Origin of the sequence: Micromonospora sp. B11E3 (assembly GCF_039871625.1) — a bacterium.
In the GTDB taxonomy this organism is placed as follows: domain Bacteria; phylum Actinomycetota; class Actinomycetes; order Mycobacteriales; family Micromonosporaceae; genus Micromonospora.
In genome coordinates this window covers 49,271-65,452 of the sequence record NZ_JBDPMC010000037.1, presented here as the reverse complement: position 1 = coordinate 65,452, position 16,182 = coordinate 49,271, and the positions used below count along the sequence as shown (strand labels likewise).

The 16,182-nt window shown below is 72.4% G+C and carries 15 protein-coding genes, 1 pseudogene and 1 riboswitch; of the genes and pseudogenes, 6 read left to right on the top strand and 10 right to left on the bottom strand.

The genetic code is table 11. The features are described 5' to 3' along the window. The coding region (locus ABGB16_RS19415) for a TSUP family transporter (protein ID WP_347669494.1) at positions 1-350 on the top strand (350 nt) is incomplete at its 5' end. 61 nt (positions 351-411) lie between these two features. Here the strand turns inward: ABGB16_RS19415 and ABGB16_RS19410 are convergent. After that, positions 412-1,011: a malonic semialdehyde reductase gene (locus ABGB16_RS19410; RefSeq protein WP_347669493.1), complete on the bottom strand. Its 600-nt coding sequence runs from the start codon at positions 1,009-1,011 to the stop codon at positions 412-414. 94 nt (positions 1,012-1,105) lie between these two features. On the opposite strand from ABGB16_RS19410, the gene ABGB16_RS19405 reads away from it, so the two are divergent. Both ABGB16_RS19405 and ABGB16_RS19400 read left to right on the top strand, forming a co-directional pair. Continuing rightward, positions 1,106-1,468, top strand: a complete 363-nt coding sequence (locus ABGB16_RS19405) for a helix-turn-helix domain-containing protein (RefSeq protein WP_347669492.1) — start codon at positions 1,106-1,108, stop codon at positions 1,466-1,468. Between the two features lie 24 nt (positions 1,469-1,492). Then, on the top strand, positions 1,493-1,792 hold the full coding sequence (locus ABGB16_RS19400) for a hypothetical protein (RefSeq protein ID WP_347669491.1): 300 nt from the start codon (positions 1,493-1,495) through the stop codon (positions 1,790-1,792). A gap of 446 nt (positions 1,793-2,238) precedes the next feature. Here the strand turns inward: ABGB16_RS19400 and ABGB16_RS19395 are convergent, their stop codons facing one another. Beyond that, positions 2,239-3,039, bottom strand: a complete 801-nt coding sequence (locus tag ABGB16_RS19395) for an SDR family oxidoreductase (protein WP_347669490.1) — start codon at positions 3,037-3,039, stop codon at positions 2,239-2,241. Between the two features lie 465 nt (positions 3,040-3,504). After that, positions 3,505-4,151: pseudogene (locus tag ABGB16_RS19390) on the bottom strand (transposase); the annotation flags it as partial. 127 nt (positions 4,152-4,278) lie between these two features. Between ABGB16_RS19390 and ABGB16_RS19385 the strand changes: the two are divergent. Continuing rightward, positions 4,279-4,815, top strand: a complete 537-nt coding sequence (locus ABGB16_RS19385) for a GNAT family N-acetyltransferase (protein ID WP_347669489.1) — start codon at positions 4,279-4,281, stop codon at positions 4,813-4,815. A gap of 163 nt (positions 4,816-4,978) precedes the next feature. Further along, complete coding sequence (locus ABGB16_RS19380) at positions 4,979-6,553, top strand: VWA domain-containing protein (RefSeq protein ID WP_347669488.1); 1,575 nt, start codon at positions 4,979-4,981, stop codon at positions 6,551-6,553. 51 nt (positions 6,554-6,604) lie between these two features. On the opposite strand, the gene def is transcribed toward ABGB16_RS19380, so the two are convergent. Next, positions 6,605-7,114 carry a peptide deformylase gene (gene def, locus ABGB16_RS19375; protein WP_347669487.1) on the bottom strand — a complete coding sequence of 170 codons (510 nt, stop codon included), beginning with the start codon at positions 7,112-7,114 and terminating at the stop codon, positions 6,605-6,607. A gap of 9 nt (positions 7,115-7,123) precedes the next feature. Beyond that, on the bottom strand, positions 7,124-8,332 hold the full coding sequence (locus ABGB16_RS19370) for a chorismate-binding protein (RefSeq protein ID WP_347669486.1): 1,209 nt from the start codon (positions 8,330-8,332) through the stop codon (positions 7,124-7,126). Between the two features lie 123 nt (positions 8,333-8,455). Between ABGB16_RS19370 and ABGB16_RS19365 the strand changes: the two genes are divergently transcribed. Then, positions 8,456-8,656, top strand: coding sequence for a DUF5999 family protein (locus ABGB16_RS19365; protein WP_347669485.1), 201 nt, complete (start codon positions 8,456-8,458; stop codon positions 8,654-8,656). 109 nt (positions 8,657-8,765) lie between these two features. Here the strand turns inward: ABGB16_RS19365 and gcvP are convergent, their stop codons facing one another. The 5 genes from gcvP to ABGB16_RS19340 form a co-directional block, all read right to left on the bottom strand. Next, the gene (gcvP, locus tag ABGB16_RS19360; RefSeq protein ID WP_347669484.1) at positions 8,766-11,588 is read right to left on the bottom strand and encodes an aminomethyl-transferring glycine dehydrogenase; all 2,823 of its coding nucleotides are present in this window, start codon (positions 11,586-11,588) and stop codon (positions 8,766-8,768) included. A gap of 82 nt (positions 11,589-11,670) precedes the next feature. Beyond that, positions 11,671-11,768, bottom strand: a riboswitch (glycine riboswitch). Between the two features lie 95 nt (positions 11,769-11,863). Continuing rightward, the gene (locus tag ABGB16_RS19355; protein WP_347669483.1) at positions 11,864-12,721 is read right to left on the bottom strand and encodes an NAD-dependent protein deacetylase; all 858 of its coding nucleotides are present in this window, start codon (positions 12,719-12,721) and stop codon (positions 11,864-11,866) included. A 95-nt stretch (positions 12,722-12,816) separates the two neighbouring features. Next, entirely contained in the window at positions 12,817-13,449 is a 633-nt protein-coding gene (locus ABGB16_RS19350; protein WP_347669482.1) for a hypothetical protein, read from the bottom strand. Further along, positions 13,446-14,678, bottom strand: coding sequence for a globin domain-containing protein (locus ABGB16_RS19345; RefSeq protein WP_347669481.1), 1,233 nt, complete (start codon positions 14,676-14,678; stop codon positions 13,446-13,448). The genes ABGB16_RS19350 and ABGB16_RS19345 overlap by 4 nt, the downstream gene beginning before the upstream one ends. Positions 14,679-14,681: 3 nt before the next feature. Then, entirely contained in the window at positions 14,682-15,875 is a 1,194-nt protein-coding gene (locus ABGB16_RS19340) for a nitric oxide synthase oxygenase (protein ID WP_347669480.1), read from the bottom strand. Positions 15,876-16,182: the final 307 nt, after the last annotated feature.

The window sequence follows — 16,182 nt, the reverse complement described above, 5'->3', positions numbered from 1 at the left end:
GGGTGGCCGGGGTGGGGATCGCCCTGTACGACGGGTTGATCGGTCCGGGTACGGGCACGTTCCTGGTGTTGGCGTTCACGGCGTTGGTGGGGGCGGATTTCGTGCACGCGTCGGCGATGGCGAAGGTGGTCAACGCGGGGACGAACCTGGGTGCGTTGGTGGTGTTCGCGGCGACGGGGCACGTGTGGTGGCTGCTGGGGGCGGCGATGGCGGTGTGCAATGTGGCCGGAGCCGCGCTGGGCGCGCGGATGGCGTTGCGGCGCGGCTCCGGCTTCGTGCGGGTGGTGCTGTTGGTGGTGGTGGCGGCGTTGGTGGCGAAGCTGGGTTACGACCAGTGGCGGGCCGGTTGAGCGGCTGCGGGTACGCCGGCGGGGCGGCGGGGCGGCGCGCCGGTGGTCCGCCGCGGGCGGGTCAGGCGTGGCGGACGACGTCGTCGTAGTCGAGGCGGGGCAGTCGGGGGAACCAGGCGTCGGGGCCGGGCTTGCCGATGTTGACCACGAGCAGGGATTTCCAGGAGCTGTCGGCGAAGAATTCCTTGTCGACGCCGGCGGCGTCGAAGCCGCCCATGGGTCCGGCGGCGAGGCCGGCGGCGCGGACGGCGAGCAGCCAGTAGCCGATCTGCAGGCCGGCGTTGAAGCGGGCCATCTGTTCGCGGCCGGCGGGGTCGGTGGCGAGGCCGTCGCGCATCTCGGGGCGGATCGGGAAGATCCGGGGGATGAACTCGTGGAAGTCGGTGTCGGCGGCGAGGACGGCGACGACGGGGGCGGAGGCGGTCTTGGCGCGGTTGCCTTCGGCCATGTGGGTGAGCAGCCGCTGGCGGGGTTCGCCGTCGCGGATGAACAGCACGCGCAGGGGCTGGGTGTTGGCGGCGGTGGGCGGGTACTTGGCGAGTTCGAAGATGGCGCGCAGTTGGGCGTCGGTGACGGGTTCGTCGGTGAAGGTGTTGGCGGTGCGGGCGTCGGTGAACAGTTGGGCCTGCGCGTCGGGGTGCAGGGTGATCAGGTCGCTCATGGGGGCCTCGTTCTCGCGCGGCTGCTCCGCTGATCGGAGCAGCTAGCTTTTTAGTAGCTCCTTGCCGGGTCAGCGTAGCGCGTATCCTGGGGCCATGACGAGTAGGCCCGAGGCGGGTGCTGCCCCCCGCGCGTGCGACGCGGGTCTGGCCCGGGCCTTCGCGTTCCTCGGTAAGCGGTGGAACGGGATACTGCTGGGCACCCTGGCGGGCGGGCCGGCCGGTTTCGCGGAGTTGGCCCGGGCGCTGCCGGGCATCAGCGAGTCGGTGTTGTCGGATCGGCTGGGTGAGCTGTGCCGGGTGGGTCTGGTCTCGCGTACGGTGCGCCAGGGTCCGCCAGTGGGGGTCAGTTACCAGCTCACCGACCGGGGGGCGGCGTTGGTGCCGGCTCTGGAGGCGTTGGCCCAGTGGGCGCAGGAGAACCTGCCGGCCGAGGCGGGAGGTGGCGGCGGCTGCTGACCGCCGTCGTGTGATCATGGGCGGGTGCCCGTCCGCGCCGAACACGACCGGGCCGTCCTGGCCGAGTTGCTGGGCCGGGATCCGGTGCTGCACGCCTACCAGTTGGGCGACCTGGACGACTTCTTCTGGCCGTACACGTCCTGGTACCGCCAGGGCGACGAGGTGGCGCTGCTGTACCACGGCGTCGACACGCTGCTGGCGTTGACCGCGCCGCAGCGGACCGGGAAGCTGGCGGGCCTGCTGGGTGAGTTGGCGCCGGTGCTGCCGGCGCGGCTGTGGGCGCGCCTGTCCCCCGGCCTGGACGCCGCCGTGGCCCGCCGGTGAACTGTCCGGTGATGGGGGCTATCCGTTACGCTGCCGGCCGTGCCGTGCTGATCGGACACACCCGCCCACCGATAAGCAGGACCTGGAAGCGAACCGGCAGATCTTGCTCGACCTCGGGATGCCGGCCGAACGGATCTACCTCGACCGGGCGTATTCCGGCACCACCCGCGCCCGGCCCGGCTTGGACCAGGCGGGGGCGGTCGAGGTGGCCGCGCCGCGGGTCAACGACAAGCGCGTCGACGAGACGGGTGGGCGGCGGCGGTTCGCCTCGGCGGTCCTGCCGGCCTGGTGCCGCAAGTCCCCGCGGATCAGCGAGGTGCTGCGGGTCAGGCTGGTGATGTACGGGCCGGTCGGTAGGAGGCGGGAGCCGGAGGGGCATTCACCTCCCGGCTCCCGCCTCCTGGGTTACCCGACCCTGGTCGTACGGGTAGCTGGTCAGCCGGGTTTCACGCCGAGTTCCCCCGCCAGGCCAGCGCGCCGCCGTCGATCAACCACTCGGCCCCGTTGACAAACAAGGCCTTGTCGCTGGCGAGGAAGCAGACGAGTTCTGCGATCTCGTTGGGTTGGCCGAGCCGCGGCACCAGATGTGTCCCGGACATCGCCCGCGCATGGGCCTCGGGGTCGGGGGCGGCGTTCATGTAGTCGGCCACCATCTGGGTCTCGGTAACGCCCGGGGCGATGCTATTGACTCGTATGCCGTACTTCGCGAGGTCCAGGGCGAGGTTCTTCGTCAAGAGGCTGAGTCCGCCCTTGCTCACGCCATAGGCGATACAGCCGGGAAACGCCACAAACGAGCCGGTCGAAGTGGTGTTGATGATTGACGGCTTGCGGCAGCTGGCCTTCAACTGAGGCAGCGCGTACTTGGCGCACAGCCATGCGCCGCGCACGTTCACGCCAAGGACATGGTCGAAGGTTTCGACCGCCATGTCCTCCAGCGACACCCCGCTGGTCAAGGCCGTCTCGTTGATGCCAGCGTTGTTGTGTAGCACGTCAATCCCGCCGTACAACTCCACCGCCCTGGACATCAGCGCCTGGACCTGCTCCGCGTCACGCAAGTCGCAGGCGACGAATGAAGCCTGGCCCCCAGACCTGACGATTTCATTCTCGACTGATTTGCCCGACGCCTCGTTCGTGCCGCTGATTACAACGTTTGCTCCGTAGCGCGCGGCAGCACGAGCGGTACTTGCGCCGATTCCTCTGGTGCCACCCGTGATAACGAACGTCATGCCCCGGAAGTCATACGACATGACCCAGCCTCGATTCGCGAAGGTGCGCGCTGCCTCCGCGCGCCCGACTGTCGCACCGAAACCTACCCGCCAAGGCAACTTTTCGGTAGAGAGTAATAGATCACCAGGGGGTGAACTCGCGGCGAGTGCCCAAGGGTCTGGCCTGACATGTCGAGTCTGTGCGGGTTGGCGAGAATTCTGGACAATGAGGCTTTCCGAGTAACGGTGTGTGGCTGAGGCGCGGAAGCGGCTCGGCGGCGTCGGCGGCCAGGTCGGCCCGACGCCTCTGTGTAGTCTCCTGCCTCAGATGTTTTCGGTTGCGCCCAAGGTGGAGGGTTGTCAAGCCCCGGGTTTGATGGAGACTGTGATGTTCCCGGGTTTCTCGGAACCGTGTTGGTTGGCGTCAGGCTACGGATAGGGCGATCGGGTGGAGCCTTTGTACTCAACCGGGGTGAGCATGTCCAGTGAGCTGTGGCGGCGTTGCCAGGGTTGTTTGTTGCGTCGGCCTGGTGGTCGTCCGGGGCCTGGGCGGGAAGGTTTTTGGCGCGCTGGCCAGGCATGCGGTTTTCGCGCGGAGGTGCCGGAACCCCTCGCCGGACGCGGGCGGGTGAGAGGCGTCCGGGTGGTGTCGGTTTCTCCCAGGGACGGCTAGGTCAGCTATCAGGCCGCGGGCCAGGCGTAGCTGCGCGTAGACGGCTGTTGGACGGCCAGGATGAGCCAGGTCCATCGGTCGGCGGCTTGTGGGGTGCGGATCTTCGGGCAGGTCCAGCCGAGGGTCTGTTTGAACAGGCGGAAGGTGTGCTCGATGTCGAAGCGGCGCAGGAATGCCTGCCAGAGCCGGTCCACGTCGGCGGGCGTCGCGGCTGTTTCGGACCACCACAGCCATACCGGTTTCGGGATCGCGCCGCCAGGCAGGTGATTCACCTCGAGCCGGATCACGGTGCCTTCGATGAGCGGCGGTCGCCGGTTTGGTCGATCCAGGCGTTGCGGTGCGTCAGGCGGGGGTGCAGCCGGTTCCAGCTGCAGGCGGTGGCAACACCGTAGAGGCGGGTGTCGATCACCGTGGTCACGTCGGGCGTGCCCCAAGTGGCGGGGTCGCCGAAGAAGAACTCGCCGCCGTGGCGGGGTGGTCGACGTGGCGGCCGGGGAACAGCCAGCGCGAGTCGCGGTTGGTGGCGGTGCGCATGTTGGTGGCTGGCCGAGATACTCGAGCAGCAGCGCGGCGACCGGCTCGGGCACCGGTGAGGGTGGGTCGCCGAGGTGCAGCAGGACCTGGTCGCCGTCGCGGATGATGTCGTCGATGGTGAGCCGGGTGATCCGGCTGACGGGCTGGGTGTAGAGCAGCAGGATCACCGCGGCGACCCGGGTGCGCAGCGGGGCGCGGTCGTCGGTGAGGAGCTGGCCGAAACGAACGTTTCCGTACGCCGCCCGCCGCATCAAGATCAAAGATTTGGCGAGCTGGGTCAGCTACCCAGGCGCCGGGCCCGGATGCTGGACACCGGCCGGTACGTGGGCGTGCGGGAGGCCGGCGAGTTGGTCGCGGTGGCCGGGGTGCACGTGTTCTCCCCCACCTGGCGGGTGGCCGCGCTGGGCAACGTCACCACGCACCCGCGCGCCCGGGGCCGGGGCCTGGCCGCCGCGGCGGTGGCCGCGTTGTGCGCCCGGCTGCGCGGCGAGGTCGATCATGTGACGCTCAACGTGCGGGCGGACAACGCCGCGGCGGTGCGCCTGTACGAGCGGCTGGGTTTCACCCGGGTCGCCGACTTCACCGAGTGCGCGCTGCACCGCCGGGCGTGATGGCGGGGGTCGGCCGGTCCGGCGTGTCCAGCCGCCACGCCGGGTCAACAACCCGACGCTGACCTGGGCTTGTGTCGCGCCGGCGGGGACCCGGGCGGCCCCTAGCGTCTGCCTTCGAGGCCGCGCCCGCCGGCGGGCGCGGCGCAGCCGCGAAGGAGACACGATGGGTTTCACAGCAGCGCCCCGCGGGCGCGTCAGGGGGGTGACCGTCGCCGCCGTGACCGCGATGGTGACCGCCGTGGCGGCCCCCGCCTGGGCGGCCCCGGGGGTCGACCCGGGCACGGTGGACCGGGCCGCCGACCCGGGCACCGCCATCCCGATCAGCAAGGTGGTCTCGACCCCGGCGATCCCGCCGAAGCCGGATGTGGTGCTGCTGGTCGACACGACCGGCAGCATGGGCCCGGCGATCGAGAACGTCCGGAGCAACCTCCAGCAGGTGATCAACAGCGTCCGCACCGCGCAGCCCGGCGCCGAGTTCGCGGTCGCCTCCTACCGGGACGAGGACGACGGGCCGGAGCTGTTCCAGGTCCGGCAGAACCTCACCGCCGACGCCATCGACCTGCAGAACGCCGTCGACGGGCTGCTCGCCGACGGGGGCGGTGACTTCCCGGAGGCCTGGGTGAACGCCCTGTTCGAGGTCTCCGACGGCGCGATCGCCTACCGGTCGGGCAGCAGCCGGATCGTGGTGCTGGTGGGTGACGCCCCCAGCCACGACCCCAGCGCCGGGCACACCCTCGCCCAGGCCACCGCCGCGTTGCAGGCCGACGACGCGCGCGTGCTCGCGGTCGACGTCGGCGGCGAGGGTGGCGGGCTGGACGCCGACGGCCAGGCCACGGCCGTGGCCACCGCCACGGGTGGTCAGGTGGTCGACAGCGCCCCGGACACGGTCACCGCGGCGATCCTGAACGGGCTGCGGGACCTGGACGTCACCGTCACGCCGACGGTGACGTCCTGCGACGCGGGTCTGTCGGTGAGCTTCGACGCGCCGTCGCGGACCCAGCAGAGCGGCACGGACGTGCCGTTCGCCGAGACCATCACGGTCGCCGGGGACGCCCCGCAGGGTGCCGTCCTGCACTGCACGGTGGACTTCCTGCTCAACGGGCTGCCCGGCGGGCCGGAGTTCGTCGAGCACATCACCGTGCGCGTCAACGACGTCACCCCGCCGGCCGTGGTCGTCGACGACCGGACGGTCGAGGCGACCGGCCCGGCCGGCGCGGTGATCGACTACCCGGCCAGCGCCACCGACAACGTCGACGGGCCGCTGACCCCGACCTGCGTGCCGCCGCCCGGCAGCACGTTCCCGCTGGGCGCCACGACGGTCACCTGCACCGCCACCGACGCCGCCGGCAACACCGGCAGCGACAGCGCGGTGATGCGGGTGGTGGACACCACCGCCCCGATCACGCGGTGCGTGCCGACGAACAACCCGAGCGGGGACAACACCCCCGGCTCGTACAACCCGGACGGGTTCTACGAGCTGACCGCCACGGATGTCGTCGACACGGACGTGGAGGTGTACATCGGTGACGCGGCGGACCCGTCGGTGACGTTCGGGCCGTTCCCCGCCGGCACCAAGATCAAGCTGGTGCAGGCGCCGGGCGGGCAGTCCCGGGTCAAGGACGGCACCGGAGACGTCGACTACAAGGTGACGCTGCGCGGCGACGCGGTGATCACCGGCGTGGACGACTCCGGGAACCGGTCGACCGCGACCTGTCTGGTGGCCCCGCCGCCGAAGTGACCGGATGAGCGGGCGCGGGGGTGGCCGGGCGCACCGGCCGCACCCGTGTCGTCAGGGGCGTCGGCGGGGCGAGTCGAACCGGCCGGCGCGGATCTCCCGCAGCGCCCGCCGCCGCACGTCCCCGCGCAGGGTGTCGACGTAGAGGCGGCCGGCGAGGTGGTCGGTCTCGTGTTGCAGGGCGCGGGCGAGGAATCCGCTGCCGGAGATGGTCAGCGGCTCGCCGTGCTGGTCGAAGCCGCGGGCGGTGGCGTGCAGGGCGCGGGGGGTCGGGAAGTACAGGCCGGGAATGGACAGGCAGCCCTCGTCGTCGTCCTGCAGTTCGTCGGACAGCTCCAGGGTCGGGTTGATCATGTGCCCGCGGTGGCCGTCGGCGTCGTAGACGAACACCTGGGCGTTCACGCCGATCTGCGGGGCGGCGACGCCGGCGCGCCCGGGGGCGCCGAGCAGGGTGTCCATGAGGTCGCCGACCAGGGCACGCAGTTCGGCGTCGAAGCTGGTCACCGGCTCGCAGGCGGTGCGCAGCACCGGGTCGCCGATGATCCGGATGGGCCGCATCGTCATGGCAGCAGGCTATCGGTGCGCCCGCGTGGGGCCGCCGGCGAGGGCGGCGCGTACGGGGCGGGCCTTGGCGGCGGCCTCGGCGACCTCGGCGTCGGGGTCGCTGTCCCAGGTGATGCCGCCGCCGGCCCAGTTGTGCAGCAGGTGGCTGTCGGCGGCGGCGGTGCGGATGGTCAGGCCCAGGTCGAGGCGGCCGGGGCCGATCCAGCCGAGCGCGCCCATGCCGGCGCCGCGGCCGACGGGTTCGCAGGCGGCGACGAGGTCGAGGGCGGCCAGTTTCGGGGCGCCGGTGACGGACCCGCCGGGGCAGACGGCGCGCAGCAGGTCGGCCAGGCCGAGCCCGTCGGCGCAGGCGGCGGAGACGGTGGACTCGGCCTGCCACAGGTCGCACCAGCGGCGTACGGCGAACAGTTCGTCGACGGTGACGCTGCCGGTGGCCGCGACGCGGGCGAGGTCGTTGCGTTCCAGGTCGACGATCATGATGTGTTCGGCGCGTTCCTTGGCGGAGGCGAGCAGGTCGCGGCGGCCGGCGGCGGTGGCGGGGCGGGTGCCCTTGATGGGGCGGGTGACCAGCCGGCCGGCGTGCACGGCGATCAGGGTCTCCGGGGAGGCGCAGCCGATGGACCAGCCGGGGCCGTGCAGGGTGCCGCCGTAGCGGGCGCCGGGCAGTCGGGCGAGCCGGGCGAGGGCGGGTCGGGGGTCGCCGGTGTACGGGGCGGCGGCATGGCCGACGAGGTTGACCTGGTAGACGTCGCCGCGGCCGATGGCGGCGCGGACGGCGGCCACGGCGTCGGCGTGCTGGCGGTCGGTCCAGCTCGGGGTCCACGGCCCGATCCACCATTCGCCGCCGGGTGGCGGGGCGGGTGGCGGGGTGGCGGCGTGGTCGTAGACGACGACGGCGAGGTCGGGCAGGGCGGGCGCGGGGGTGGGCGCGCCGGGGTGGCCGGCGGCCATGACGGCGCCGGCGGCGGCGGAGACGTACAGGGCGGCCCCGCACGGCCCGTCGAGGTGGTGGGCCGCGGGGCGGCTCAGGTCGTCGGCGGCCAGGCCGTGGCCGGTCAGGAACGCCTCGGCGAGGGCGGCGGGGTCGCCGCCGTCGGCGAGGCGCCACTCGAGTCGGTCGCGTTCGACGAGCCGGTCGCGGCAGCCGTGCGGGGCGGCGGGTGCGTCGACCCGCGTCAGTGGAAGCGCTTCCACGCCATCTGGCCCATTCTCCATCATCCGTTCAGTGGATTTCCCGCCGACATGACGGGAACCGGCTCGATGCTGCGCGCAAACGCTTGGTACTGTGCGTCACTGGTCATGTGAACCATGACACAGTGCCCCCACAGTCCGGAGAACCCGATGTGCCAGCACCAACCCACCTGCCCCTCCGCCGAAGCCACCGACCGGGAAGCCGCCAGGGTCCTCGCCTGCTTCCCTGAGCAGGGCTGGAGCCTACTCTGCAATGGTGTCATCGTCTTCGAGGACACCGGCGAACTACTCCCCGACGGCCGCACCATCGCCCCCCACCGCGGCCCCGCCCGACACGCCCTCGTCGCCTGACCAGTCACTCAGCGTCAACGCCTGGGCCGGTCACCCGGGCACACCGGCCGGCGCCGGCCTCGACGCGCCGGCCGGGGCGGCACGCTCGGCACCGCCCCGGCGCCGCCCGTCACAGCTCGAACGCCTCCGGCGACGGACACGAGCACACCAGGTTCCGGTCACCGTACGCGCCGTCGATACGCCGCACCGGCGGCCAGTACCGCCCCGCCCGATCCACACCCGCCGGGTACGCCCCCACCGACCGCGGATAGGCGTGCCCCCACTCGTCGGCCGACACCATCGCCGCCGTGTGCGGGGCGTTGACCAGGGGATTGTCCCCTGCCGGCCACTCACCCGAGGCCACCTTGTCGATTTCACCCCGGATGGCGATCATCGCATCGCAGAACCGGTCCAGCTCGGCCAGGTCCTCACTCTCCGTCGGCTCCACCATCAGCGTCCCCGCCACCGGGAACGACATCGTCGGCGCGTGGAAACCGTAGTCGATCAGCCGCTTCGCCACGTCGTCCACGCTCACCCCGCTGGCCTTCGTCAACGGACGCAGGTCCAGGATGCACTCGTGCGCCACCAGGCCCTTGTTGCCGGCGTACAGCACCGGGAAGTGCTCCCGCAGCCGCGCCGCCACGTAGTTCGCCGCCAGCACCGCCACCCCCGTCGCCCGGGTCAGCCCCGCCGCGCCCATCATCCGCAGGTACGCCCACGGGATCGGCAGGATCCCCGCCGACCCGTAGCGCGCCGCCGAGATCGCCACGGCGCCCTCGGCCCGCTCACCCGCCGGGTCACCCGGCAGGAACGGCGCCAGGTGCGCGCGCACCGCCACCGGACCCACCCCCGGACCACCGCCGCCGTGCGGAATGCAGAACGTCTTGTGCAGGTTCAGGTGCGACACGTCCGCCCCGAACCGGCCCGGCTTGGCGAACCCCACCAGGGCGTTGAGGTTCGCCCCGTCGACGTACACCTGCCCGCCCGCGTCGTGGACCTTCGCGCACAGCGACGCGATGCCCGTCTCGTACACCCCGTGCGTCGACGGATACGTCACCATGATCGCCGCGAGCGCGCCCCGATGCTTGTCGATCTTCGCGTCCAGGTCGACCAGGTCGACGTTGCCGTCACCGTCACAGCCGACCACCACCACCCGCATACCCGCCATCACCGCCGACGCCGCGTTCGTGCCGTGCGCCGACGACGGGATCAGGCACACGTCCCGGTGCCCCTCACCCCGCGAGCGGTGGTACGCGCGGATCGCCAGCAGCCCCGCCAGCTCCCCCTGCGACCCGGCGTTGGGCTGCACGCTGACCGCGTCGTAGCCGGTCACCTCCGCCAGCCAGCCCTCCAACTGCGCGATCATCTCCCGATAGCCGGCGGTCTGCGACTCGGGGGCGAACGGGTGGATGTGCGCGAACTCCGCCCAGCTCACCGGCTCCATCTCGGTGGTGGCGTTCAGCTTCATCGTGCACGACCCCAACGGGATCATGCCCCGGTCCAGGGCGTAGTCGAAGTCGGCCAGCCGCCGCAGGTACCGCAGCATCGCCGTCTCCGACCGGTGGCTGCGGAACACCGGGTGGGTGAGGAAGTCACCGGTGCGTCGCAACGCCTCCGGCAGCCGGGTGTCCGTCCCACCGTGCGCGGCCGGCACCCCGAACGCGGCGCACACCGCGTTCAGGTGCGCGCCGGTGGTGGTCTCGTCGCACGAGATCCCCACCCGGTCGGCGTCGACCAGCCGCAGGTTGACGTTGCGCTGCGCGGCGGCGGCCACCACCTCGGCGGCCCGGCCCGGCACCACCGCGGTGATCGTGTCGAAGAACGGCACGTCGACGACCTCAACGCCACCGGCACGCAGGCCGTCGGCGAGCCGCGCCGCCATCCGGTGCGTGCGCTCGGCGATCCCACGCAGCCCGTCCGGGCCGTGGTAGACGGCGTACATGCCGGCCATCACCGCCAGCAGCACCTGCGCGGTGCAGATGTTGCTGGTCGCCTTCTCCCGACGGATGTGCTGCTCCCGGGTCTGCAACGCCAACCGGTACGCCGGGGCGCCGGCCGCGTCGCGGGACACCCCCACCAGACGCCCCGGCAGCATCCGCTCCAGACCGGCACGCACCGCCAGGTAGCCGGCGTGCGGGCCACCGAAACCCATCGGCACCCCGAACCGCTGCGTGGTGCCGGCGGCGATGTCCACGCCGATCTCCCCCGGCGGGCGCAGCAGCGTCAACGCCAACAGGTCCGCCGCCACCGTCACCAGCGCCCCCACGGCGTGCGCCGCGGCGACCAGGCCCGCGTGGTCGCGTACCGCCCCCGACGCCCCCGGGTACTGCAGGTGCAGGCCGAAGAACTCCGCCGGCAACTCGTCGGCGTCCAGGTCGACCACCCGCACCTCGATGCCCAGCGGCTCCGCCCGGCCGGTGATCACCGCCACGGTCTGCGGGAGGGTGTCCGCGTCGACCACGTACACCGGACTCTTGCTCTTCGACGCCCGCCGGGCCAGGGTCATCGCCTCCGCCGCGGCGGTGCCCTCGTCGAGCATCGACGCGTTCGCCGTGGCCAGCCCCGTCAGATCGGTCACCATCGTCTGGAAGTTCAGCAGCGCCTCCAGGCGGCCCTGGCTGATCTCCGGCTGGTACGGCGTGTACGCCGTGTACCAGGCCGGGTTCTCCAGCACGTTACGGCGGATCACCGCCGGGGTGTGCGTACCGTGATATCCCAGCCCGATCATGGACACGGCGACGGTGTTGCGGGCGGCCAGGGCCCGCAGCTCGGCCAGGGCGTCGTGCTCGCTGGCCGGCTCCGGCAGGCCCAGGGTGCCGTGCCAGCGGATCACCTCGGGGATCGCCGCGTCCATCAGCTCGTCGATCGAGTCGTAGCCGACGGCCTGCAGCATGCGACGCTCCGCCTGCGGGTCGGGGCCGATGTGCCGGGCGGCGAACTGCTCTGCGGTCATGGGCGGACACTCCGGGGTGAGGTCGAACAGGTCGGCCTCCCCCTGAGTCGCACCCCACACGGCGTGGGGCTGCTCCACAGTGCCTGCCCACGAGGTCCTTTTGCCTGAGAGGTTCCGGGGAGGGGTCTGCCCCTTCGGCGCCGCCCGCGACACCCGGGCGGTCTCTCCCACGTGGGTGTACCGGCGCACTCCACGCTACCAGCGCCACCCGGCCGGCCGCGCCGCCGGTCCGGGTCGGCGCCCGGCGGCCCCGCCCGGACGCCCCTGCCGCCCGCTCAGACCGGCGACCCGACCGGCTCGCCGGCGACCCGGTCGGCCAGGGCCGGCACCACCACCCCCAGCGGCGCGTCCACCGTCACCGCCGCATACCCGTCACCGCGGGTCGCCCCCTGGTTGACGATCGCCACCGGAACACCCCGCCGCGCCGCGCGGATCACGAACCGGCGCCCCGACAGCACCGTCAACGACGACCCGAGCACCAGCAGCGACCGGGCCTCGTCCACCAGGTCGAAACAACGCGCCACCCGCGCCGGCGGCACCGCCTCCCCGAAGAACACCACGTCCGGTTTCAGCATCCCCGTGCCGCAGAACGTGCAGTCGACCGTCGTGAACCCGGCAGCCGTCTCGTCCGGCAGATCCACGTCACCGTCCGGGTTGACCGCCGCCGCCGCGGCCGCGAACCCCGGGTTCGCCTCCCGCAGCCGCCGGTCCAACTCCCACCGGGAGATCAGGTTGCCGCAGTCCAGGCACACCACCTCGGCCAACCGGCCGTGCAACTCCACCACCGACGGCGACCCCGCGGCGGTATGCAGCCCGTCGACGTTCTGGGTGATCACCGCGTCGACCAGCCCCGCCCGCTGCAGCCGGGCCACCGCCCGGTGCCCCGCGTTCGGCGCCGCCCCGGCGACCGCACGCCACCCCAGGTGGCTACGCGCCCAGTACCGCCGCCGGGCCACCGGGTCACCGGTGAACGTCTGGAACGTCATGGGGGTGTGCCGGCGGGCCACACCGCTCGGCCCCCGGTAGTCCGGGATGCCCGACTCGGTGGACAGGCCGGCGCCCGACAGCACCACGACCCCGCCGGCGGCGAGCAGCCCCGCGAGGGCGTCGATCGTCTCGGTCACGCCGTCCATGCTGCCGCACCGCCGACGGTGGCGGCGACCGCCGCCGCACCCGCGTCCACGAGCCCACCCGGCCGGGGCGGCCCGCACCGGCGCCGGACGGCGGGCTACCCGCCGAGCACCTGCCGCAGGTGCGCGCTGGCCGCCCCGGCAGTGACCGCGTCGGCCCGCAACTGCTCCGCCTGCTCCGCCAGCCGCGCCTGCCACTGGCTCAGGTGCTGCTGCGCCGCCGCCACCGCCGCCGACAACGCCGCGTGCCGGCCCTCCAACTCCCGTACCTGCCGCCGCAGATCCTCACCCGCCGGACCCGCCTGCGCGGGCACCGCCCCGGCCCGCCGGTGCGCCTCCGCGAGGATCTCGTCGGCCTGCCGCCGGGCGTCGGCGATGATCTCCGCGCCCTCCTCGCTGGCCTCACCGATCGTCCGGTTCGCCTCGTCCTGCGCCCGCACCGCCAACTCCACCACCATCGGGTCCGGGCCCTGCTGCCCGGCCGCGCCCGGCAACGCCCCGTGCCGCAGCAACTCCACCTGCTGCGCCAGGAGCTCGTTCTCCCGCCGCAGCCGGTCCAGCTCACCGCCGAGGAACGCCAGCCGCTCGTCGGCCGAGCGGGCCACGCGCGCCACCTCGTCCGCGTCCAACCACTGGGCGCCGCGGAACCGGCGCGCCTCCAACGCGGCCAACGCCCGCGACGTCTCACCACGCGGGTCGACGGCGACCAGATCGCCGTGGTTCGTGCTCATTGGGCACCCATCCAAGTGACGTCAGGCGACGCGGACGCCGCCGCGTTCACCAGAGGCGGATACAGGGAATGGTCGTAACTCTCCACGAGTATCCGGTCCGGCGCGACGCCGGAGGCCGCCAGGGCGGAAAGCGTCGCCTGGGTCATCTCCGGGCTGCCGCACACCAGCACCTCCGCGTCCCGCCACGGCCCCAACCGCACCGCCGCGTCCGCCGCCGTACCCACCGCACCCTGCCACTGCCACCCGGTCTCCACCGTCGGCACGTACCGCAGCCACCCGCCGCCGCCACCGGACTGCCACGCCCCCGCCGGCGGCATCGCCGCCAACTCCCGCAACGCCCGGTCGTCGTACAGGTCGTCCGGCGTCTTGCCACCCACCACCAGCGTCGTCGGCCGCCCCGGCCCCTGCTGCACCGCCTCGGCCACCGCCCGCAGCGGCGCCAGACCCGTACCGCCGGCCACCAGCAGCAGCGGCAGCTGCGGCGACCGGTTGAACGACGACAACGCCGTACCCACCGGCAACCCCAGCAGCAGCTGGTCACCCACCTGCAGCTTGCGCACCAGGTGCGTGGAGAACCGGCCCGCCGCGCGGACGTGGAACTCCATCGTCCCGTCCGGACGCGGCGCGTTCGCCGGCGACAGGTACCGCCACGTCCGCAACGCCGGCACCTGCACCGGCAGCGACTGCCCCGGCAGGTAGTCACACAGATAGTTCGGGCGCACCGTGAACACGCACACGTCCGCCCGCCGCCGCTGCGTCGCCAGCACCTCCGCCTCCCAGTACGGCGGCGACGTCCGCTCCGCCTCCGCCGCGCCGGTCAGCATCATCCGCGCCACCGTCTCGTACGCCGTCGCCCAGTCCGCCCGCAACGCCGGCGTCCACCGCGGCCCCAGGAACCGCTCCAACGTCGACAGCAGCGCCTGCCCGACCCAGATGTAGTGCCACTCCGCCAACGGCACCGACCGGCCCTGCCGGTCCTCACCCCGGAACCGCCGGTGGTCGGCGCCCAACCGCTGCGCGAACGCCGTCAACTCTCGCTCGTCGTCGACGTGCGTGATGATGTGCCCCAACGCCGCCAACAGCTTGTCCTGCTGATACTGCATGTTCGTCGGGAACATCGACCGGGTCTCCGGCGCGATCAGGAACAACGTGGCGTAGAAGTACTTCGCCGCCTCCGGGCCCGCCATGGAGAACTGGGCCCAGCTCTGCCGCAGCGCCGCGACGTCCACGGCTCAGCCCTCCCGCAGCCGGGCCGCGACGTGCCGCTGCCGCAGACCCAACTGCGCCACCCCGGTCGGCCCGTACGCGCGCTCCCCCGGCCACAGGTTAAGGTTCGGCACCCGCGTGTCGTAGTAGCGGTGGTGCACCGCGTGCAACGCCGCCCACCCCACACTGCCGTTGAGCCACGACCAGTCACCGTGCACCGGCCGACCCGCCCGCTCCTCCTGCGCGCAGAACTTCATGAACAGCTCCGACTCGGTGTGCGGATCCGACACCCGCACCCCGGCCTGCTTGAACGAGTACAGCACCGCCTGGTTGATCACCAGGGCGGCGTGTTCCCGCCACAATGTGTCCTCCCGGGACGTGTCCAATCCCAACCCCCGCGCCACCGGCAGCAACTGGTCGTAACGGCCCTGGTCGCCCAGGTTCCGGGTGCCGATCTCGTCACCCAGATAGTGGCCGTTGAACGGTGCGCAGCTGTAGTCCACCCCACCGATGCGCAACCGCATGTTACTGATCACCGGCAGGGCATGCCAGCGCAGCCGCAGCTGCTCGAACCACCGGTGCTCCGGGTGCACCAGCGCGACCTCCCGCACCAGCTCCCGCGGCGCCTCCACCAGCGTCGGGTCCTCGTACTCCGTCTCGATCACCCACGGCAGCAGGTCGAACCGGCCCAACACCGGCGGCGGACGCCAACCCAGCCGCTGCGCCGCGTCCGTCATCGCCACCTGCGCCGGATCACCCAGCACCGTGTCGCCGCCCGCCCGGTACCCGCAGTACCGGATCAGCTGGTCGTTCCAGATCCGCGCCCGCGGACCCACCCCCGGCCGGTCCGGCGCGAACACCGTCATCACCGACTGGATCCGCCCGCCGTTGTCCGCCGCCACCAGATGCTGCGCCAACTCCCGCGCGATCCCCGACACGGTGACCACGGTCCGGCGGTCCCGGACCTTCAACCCCGCCCACCGCACCCGGCCCACACAGCGCACCGAATTGCGCCACGCCACCTTCGCCCCGTACACCAACTCCTCAGTGGTGTGCCGGTACGTACCGGTCAGCGCGATCTCCTCGCGCAGCTGCGCGATCCGCGCCGCCACCCCGGGCAACCGCCGCTCGTCGTGATACAGGTGCAGGAACTCCACCGCCTCCGCCAGGACCTCGCCGGGCGGCGGCACCAGCGGCGCCGCCGGCGCAGGAGCGTGCATGACCGGGCAACCCGACCCGGCCCCGTTCATGAGACGTCCGTCGACATCCACCAACGTCGTGGTGGCATGACTGTCAGCATGCACTCTGCTTCAAATCCGATCGTCGGGCAGCGTCGTCGCCGTTCCTCGCATCGTCACCGGCTCACCGTCCCCACGCAGTGCGGACACGCGCGGCGACAACCCTCCACCGGGCGACGAGCCGGCCATTAGGATTCCTGGGAACACAAAAACTGTCAACAAGGCGACTTGCCCCAGGAGCCCGCAGAACAGACACATCCCGCCAGGGACGCCACAATGGACACCCGAC